Source organism: Geodermatophilus sp. SYSU D00696 (genome assembly GCF_054050235.1).
Genome location: NZ_JBJGYY010000051.1, coordinates 21,096 through 27,730, shown reverse-complemented (window position 1 = coordinate 27,730; position 6,635 = coordinate 21,096). Strand labels below are relative to the sequence as shown.

Annotated in this window: 5 protein-coding genes and 1 pseudogene; 3 read left to right on the top strand and 3 right to left on the bottom strand. The window is 67.6% G+C overall.

The genetic code is table 11. The features are described from left to right. Positions 1-206: 206 nt before the first annotated feature. Both ACI79O_RS22150 and ACI79O_RS22145 read right to left on the bottom strand, forming a co-directional pair. Positions 207-500, bottom strand: a complete 294-nt coding sequence (locus ACI79O_RS22150; protein ID WP_456915223.1) for a hypothetical protein — start codon at positions 498-500, stop codon at positions 207-209. Between the two features lie 241 nt (positions 501-741). Beyond that, entirely contained in the window at positions 742-1,554 is an 813-nt protein-coding gene (locus ACI79O_RS22145) for a hypothetical protein (RefSeq protein WP_456915222.1), read from the bottom strand. Positions 1,555-2,021: 467 nt separating this feature from the next. On the opposite strand from ACI79O_RS22145, the pseudogene ACI79O_RS22140 reads away from it, so the two are divergent. Further along, positions 2,022-3,228: pseudogene (locus ACI79O_RS22140) on the top strand (IS30 family transposase). 170 nt (positions 3,229-3,398) lie between these two features. Here ACI79O_RS22140 and ACI79O_RS22135 read toward each other — a convergent pair. Then, a complete protein-coding gene (locus ACI79O_RS22135; RefSeq protein ID WP_456915221.1) occupies positions 3,399-4,352 on the bottom strand; it encodes a DUF6221 family protein in 954 nt (317 codons plus the stop codon). A gap of 347 nt (positions 4,353-4,699) precedes the next feature. On the opposite strand from ACI79O_RS22135, the gene ACI79O_RS22130 reads away from it, so the two are divergent. Together ACI79O_RS22130 and ACI79O_RS22125 are read left to right on the top strand one after the other, a co-directional pair. Continuing rightward, complete coding sequence (locus tag ACI79O_RS22130; protein WP_456915220.1) at positions 4,700-5,083, top strand: hypothetical protein; 384 nt, start codon at positions 4,700-4,702, stop codon at positions 5,081-5,083. Positions 5,084-5,685: 602 nt separating this feature from the next. Beyond that, the gene (locus ACI79O_RS22125) at positions 5,686-6,621 is read left to right on the top strand and encodes a helix-turn-helix domain-containing protein (RefSeq protein WP_456915225.1); all 936 of its coding nucleotides are present in this window, start codon (positions 5,686-5,688) and stop codon (positions 6,619-6,621) included. Positions 6,622-6,635 lie beyond the last annotated feature (14 nt).

Sequence of the window (6,635 nt, the reverse complement as noted above, 5' to 3'; positions counted from 1 at the left end):
AGCGCCCACAGCGCGTCACTGATCAGCCGCGGCGGTGGGGAAGACACCGGCGACGACATGGCCGGCAGCCTGCGCCGATGCCAGGTCGTCAACTAGAGCCCGACGACCTACTTCCGCAACGTCTTCTTAGTGGGCCGCTTAGGGACACCGGACGGCTCGCCGCGGGGGCGGCCCACACCTACGAGCGCTCGACTCCGCAGCGCAAATCATGTGCCTGGAGGCAGGTCCTGGGTGGCCAGGCGGCGCAGGATGCCGACCAGGTGCTGCAAGTCGTGCCAGGCCGAGGCCGGCTCATCAGGGCGCAGGATCTCGTCGAGGGTGGCGATGTCGTCCGAGAGTTGACCCATGGTGAAGTCGTCGGCCGTTGGCGTCTCGTAGACGTCGTACATGGCCCGCGGGGAGAGCACCCAGTAGTAGTCGGCGGACAGCGGGATTGACTCTCCCTGTTCCGCCTGCAGCGCCGCGAGGACATGGTCGAGGGCCTGCCGCAGCTTGCCCATGGGGACTGACAAGGGGTCCGTCACAGGAGACTTGCATACAGGAGACGCCGTCCCCGGTGCCAAGGAGCGACTCGTGTCATTGCAAGGTGTCCCGTAGTGGGCCGCTAAGGGCGAGGCCACGGGGCCTAGTCAGAGGGCGATCCATCCGACCACCGCGTCGATAGGCACGAGCTGAGAACGCGTTGGCCCCTCCCCGGCTGGTCGTCCGCTTCGACGTCGGCCATCAGGACGTCTGAGCGCGCTAGCGCGAGAAGTAGAAGGACCGGCCGGCGAGGCCGTCGATGTCGAAGGTGTACTCGATGGCCGTGGCGTCCTTGACGCTGTAGCCGTCCTTGAGGGTGAACGACCCTCCGGGAGCGATCTCCTGCGGCCATCCGGTCATGCTGACGATGTCTCCTTCCAGGACCACCGAGACTTGGTCGTCGGCACCGGTCTCCGTTACGTCGGAGAACACGAAGTCCGTGTCGAACGCCTGGCTGGTCGACAGGTTCGTGATGGTGACGGTGAAGTACACGTTGGTCTCGTGAAGCTCTCCCGCTAGACCGCCCACCGCGGCTCGCGCGTCGAAGACGATGGCCGCCTCGCTCGGGGTGAAGGACACCGGAGGCCCCACGGTGATCTCCAGCGGGATGTTGTTGTCCCCAGCGGTCGAGCGGAAGCGAGCAGTCTCCCCGAAGTTGAGGTCGGCGTCCTGCGTTTCTTCCCAGGTGGACTCCGCAGGAGCCGGTGCGGATGGCTCAGCCGGTGACGCCACATCGGCAGGGGGAGGACTTGCGCTGGCGGCCGTCGGCGGAGCGGTCGTGTTCTCGTCGTCGCCGAAGATCACGCCGATGACCAGGCCGCCGATCGCCACCACAAGCATGACCGTGAAAGCGGCGGCCGCGGCGAGGCTCTGCTTGGGCCTTGGACGCCGAAAGGTGAGGGCTGTGCGGAAGGTTCCCTGGTCGCGGCGGACCAGTTGCCAGCTGTCCGCCTCCCACCTGGCAATGGCTCTGTCTTCGGTGCCTCTAATCGCTTGGACGATCTTGGTCTCGTACCCCTTGGTGATGGTCACGAGTGCGTGCCCTCGCTCCCGCGGGTCCTTTTCGAGCGACTGTGAGCATGGGGATAGCTTTCGGGCGCCGAGCAACACATGCGCCCGAACATCTCACGTCTGTGTACGTCGCCCTGGGTGCCGCGGGGCTCGAGGTGCTCAAGGGACGCTCGACTTGCGTCGTCTACCTAAGAGCAGAACGTTGAGGACCCGGTCGCCTGGGGCTGGGGATCGCAGAGCGGCACGAGGGACGGCACGCTCGGCGTCGCGTCGGATCGCGGAACCGACAGCAGGAGCGTCTCTAAAATCTTGTCTGTTAAGCGGTCCACAAGGCGACTCGAAGGCTGTCGGACTGAAGGGCCGAGTCCGGAGGCGACGGCCGGGTGGGTGGCGAGCAGGGACCGGGCACTGCTCGCGGGGGGCGTGTCCCTAAGCGGCCTGCGGACTCAGGCGGTCGTCGCAACACCCATCGAGTGCGGGGTGTTGTGGTGGTTTCGGAGTGGCGGCGGGTTCGGGATGAGCGGCAGCAGCGGTTCTGGGAGCTGCTGACGGCGGGATCGTCCTCTTCGCAGGCCTGTGAGGCTGTCGGCGTGGATCGGCGGCAGGGATATCGGTGGCGACGCGACTCGGGCGGACGCCCGCCGGCGGCACCGCGGATGGTGTCGGAGAGGTACCTGTCGCTGGAGGAGCGGCTGCAGATCGCCGATCTGGATCTGGCCGGGGTGTCGATGCGCTCGATCGCGACGCAGCTGGGCCGCGCGCCGTCGACGATCAGCCGCGAGCTACGCCGCAACAGGCCCATGTCGGCGGCCGGGCGGGCGAGGCGGGCCAGATACGCCCCGTGCGCGGCGCACAAACGCGCCGGGCTGCGGGCGCGGCGGCCCAAGCCGTTCAAACTGGCGAACGCACGGCTGGCGGAGGCGGTGCAGGACAGGCTGTGCCGGAAGTGGAGCCCGGCCCAGATCAGCGTCCACCTGGCCGGTGAGCATGGTGACGAGGCGGCGATGCGGGTGAGCCACGAGACCATCTACCAGGCGCTGTTCGTGCAGGGCCGCGGCCAGCTGCGCACCGAGTTGCACCGGCATCTGCGCACCGGTCGGGCCTGGCGCCGGCCCCACGGGTTCTCGGCCGCGACCACGGCGAAGATCTCCGGCATGGTCTCGATCAGCGAACGCCCCGCCGAAGCCGCCGACCGCGCGGTGCCCGGCCATTGGGAAGGCGACCTGATCCTGGGCCAGCACTGCCGCTCGGCGATCGGCAGTGCTGGTCGAACGCCAGACCCGCTTCTGCCTGCTGGTCCATCTGCCCGACGGGCACGGCGCCCAGACCGTCCGCGACCGGCTGGTCGCAACGATGCAGACCCTGCCCGAGCAGCTGCGCCGCTCGCTGACCTGGGACCAGGGCAGCGAGCTGGCCCAGCACCGGGCCATCACGCTCGCCACCGACATGGCGATCTACTTCTGCGATCCGCACTCGCCCTGGCAGCGCGGCAGCAACGAGAACACCAACGGCCTGCTGCGCCAGTACTTCCCCAAGAGCACCGACCTTTCGGTCCACACCGCTGAGGACCTCGACGCCGTCGCTGCCGAACTCAACGGCAGGCCCCGCCAGACCCTCGGATTCATCACCCCGGCCGAGGCCATGCAACGGCTACTGTCCGACCCCGGAAAGCCAGTCGTTGCGACGACCGCTTGAAACCGCCGCCTACTGTGGGACATTTTCTGGGCCGGCCCAGCCACCCTGGACAGCGAGGCGGCGTGAGTTTCGCAGCCGGCTTTGGGCCTGGTGAGTCGCGTAGCGTCCACTATGACCCCATGTCGTAGCCGGCAGCGTCTGAACCCTATCCTTATGGGTCCGAGCACCTCTTAAGGCGCCCATTCGTGGCGATAGTGTGGATGGTCTGCGTACTGATAGCCGAGGCTGCGTAGGATCCGCTCAGCAAGGAAGGCTGCGCCCTCCTCATACTCGGCCGCGGTCGACAACTGTGAGGCGTTGGCAAGCGCGGCAGTCGCTTCCTGAACGATCACCCGCTTAAGACTGAGTTCGTGCGTGGCGCGTCGAGGATCCCAACGGGCGATGTGTTCAGCGGTGGCCCAGGTGCAGGCTCCGCGTTGGTGTTGGGACGAGTGATCGACGGCTACGTCGAGCGGATCGCCTCGCCAGTCCTGACTCTTGACGTTCCAGCCATCGACTCGCTTATTCACGGGGACAGCGCTCCAGACGCCAGGGGCAGCGAGCGGTAGCGCCTCCTGCTCTTCGCTGATTCTTGCTAGCAGAAAGGTAGCTAGATCCTTTTCTCCGCGCCGCCGCCGATCTGTTTGTCTGGACGGCGCCTGGCGCCCATTCGTCTTAGTGCTGACAGACTTATTGATCTGCCAGTCTTCCGATTCCCCCTGGTCATTTAAGACCACCAGCATTCGGGGATCGCGTGCTCCGAGCACGATACGCAGCGTGGTTACGGCTAGGTCGACAGCGTCCACCGCGTCGGAGAGGTCGAAAGCCCCCGTCGTAGCCTGCGGGTCGAGAGACCAGGTGGCACTGTAGTTCGGAGAGCCGCTGGACGGATCGATGGGATTCCAACCTAAAGCCACAATATGTTGGTCAAGGAGTTGAGCCCGCGGCTGTAGACGCTCAACCATCCTCGGATCGCAGCACTCGCCGATAAGCCCAATCCTAGGGGCGTGAACGAACTGGACGTAACCGCTGTCGTCCGGAGCTTCAACGATGACGAACTGTTCTGGCTCTAGAGCGTTGAGGCGCTCGATGAGCCATCGCCGAAAGGGCTTCCACCGCGTTTCTGCCTTAATATGTCTTGGCATGCCAGAGTCCTCCTCGGCCCTCGTTCTGCTGGGCACTGTAGGAGCGAAGCATGGTGTTCGAGGTATGACGCACCGATGGGACCCCCGCCGGAAGTCGTGCCCCCCAGCCATCCCCCAGGGGTGGGTAGCGCCTGCGACCTGCCTTGACCCGCCAACCCGTCCGCGGGACGACTTCCGTTCTCCCAGAGCGGCCCACTGAGGGATATGTCGATCTGCTGGTGAACTGAAGCACCGACAACGACGTGCCCGTGCGATCGGTGCACAACCCAGGAAGCTCGGCAGAGGCGAGAGCAGGGCGTGTGATCAGGTGGATCCCAGTGGCGGCCGGTGTAGTCGTCGGTGCGGTGGTGGGCGCACTGGCCGTGTACGTCGGGACCGACGACTTCGTCTACGGCGGACGCGAGGACATCGACCTGGAAGCCTGGGTCGCGGCGGACGACGCCTGGACGCAGTCCATGATGCCGGGCGCGCGTTGGGCCACGGAGGAGCTGTGCGACGCGGACCTCCCGTGCATGCAGGCAGTGCAGTCCGACGCGCTGACGATGTACCGGTTCGCAGATCGGGAGGACGCGGTGGCTGCCGCACACAGCTTCGCCGGCGAGGCCCACCTGTCCGGATGGATTGTCGTCCGGTACAAGCCCGGAGGTCTCACGGCGGCGCAGCGCCGGGAGTTCGCCACCAGCCTCGACTGCGTCAACGTCAGCGTCGCCGAGGGTGGACTGGAGTGCTGACCGCCCGCGGCGATTGCGGCCTCCTCAACGCGCCTCAACCGTGGCCGCGCAGGTGTCCCTGAAGCCACCTTCAGGGACACCCCGACATCGTCGGCCGGCGTCCCGTCGCTCGGATCAGGACCGCATGGTTGGCCCCATGTCAGGGCACGCGACACACAGGTTCACAGGCAGACGACACGCCCGACCGCGTGGGCGTCAGTCAACAACCAGTCAACAAGACTTCCCATCCAGGCCGCTGTCGTCCAACCATCTACAACGTCAAAAGCGCTGGTCAACAGCGACTTTCCATAACGGCCAATGACGTTCCAGCACGCTGGCAACGTTCCGCTTCAACGTCTGACCGGCGACCCGGCGGGACGAGGCGCTCGGGCGGGCCGCCGCTTGACCCGCCCGAACTACGTTCTCGGTGGACCCCGGGTTCCACCGGACGCCCGGTCACGGTCACACACCGCCGGTGCGCTGACCAGGAGGTCCCGGGCCGGCGCTTCGTCCGGCGGCCCCTGGCTGCGTGATCTGTCCGTCGGGTCAGCAGCCGCCCCTCGCCGCCGCGCCTCGGGAGGCAGTGTGCCGGCGCCGCAGACACGGCCTGACCTCGTCCGGCGATCGTCGTTCTCGTCCCACGACGAAGCCGAGGTCACCGCCTTCATCCGGCAGGTGTACGCCGACACCAGGTCGCGGTTTGCGCCGATCAGGAATGGTGCGCGGTTCTCGGCGCTGACCCACGACACACCCGTGTCCGGTGCCGACCGGGTGCGCACCTCCATCGACTACGCCGGCACCAGCACCGAGGGCTTCAGGACTACGTGTTCTTCGTCGTGCACGCCGGCAGCGTGCAGGTGGGCAGTCCCGGTGCCGGGACCACCGCGTCCGCCGGGGACGTCGCGTTCTACCCGCTCGGGGTCCCGATCGAGTTCGCCATGCGCGGCTTCGACGTGACCACGCTGAGGCTGCCGGCCGACCGGGTCGGACGGGTCGCCGAGGAGACGACAGGGGTGCCCGCAGCGGAGGCGCGGTTCCACGGCATCACGCCGGTCTCGGCGTCGATGCACCGGTACTGGAGGTCACTGCTCGGTCTCGTCACCGGAGCGCTGATGGACCCGGTGTCACCACTGAACTCGCCGCTGCTCGCGGAGGAGATGGCGCGCACCGTCGCCACCGGTGCGCTGCACACCTTCCCGAACACGACCATGACCCGTCAGCACGTGCTGGGCCCGGGCACCGTCACGCCGGCGACGGTCCGCCGCGCGGTGGCGCACATCGACGCGCACGCCCACCTGCCGCTCCCGCTGAGCGAGATCGCGGCGGCGGCCGGCACGAGCGCCCGCGCCCTGCAGTACGGGTTCCGCCGGCACCTCGGCACGACACCGCTCGGGTACCGGCGTCGGGTACGGCTCGAACTCGCGCGCCGCGACCTGCAACGCGCCGACCCGGCGCGCGGGGACACCGTCGCGGCCATCGCGACCCGGTGGGGCTTCGCCAATCCCGGCCGCTTCGCCACCGCCTACCGCGTGCTCCCGGGCCAGACCCTGCGGACCTGAACCCACGGCACGGC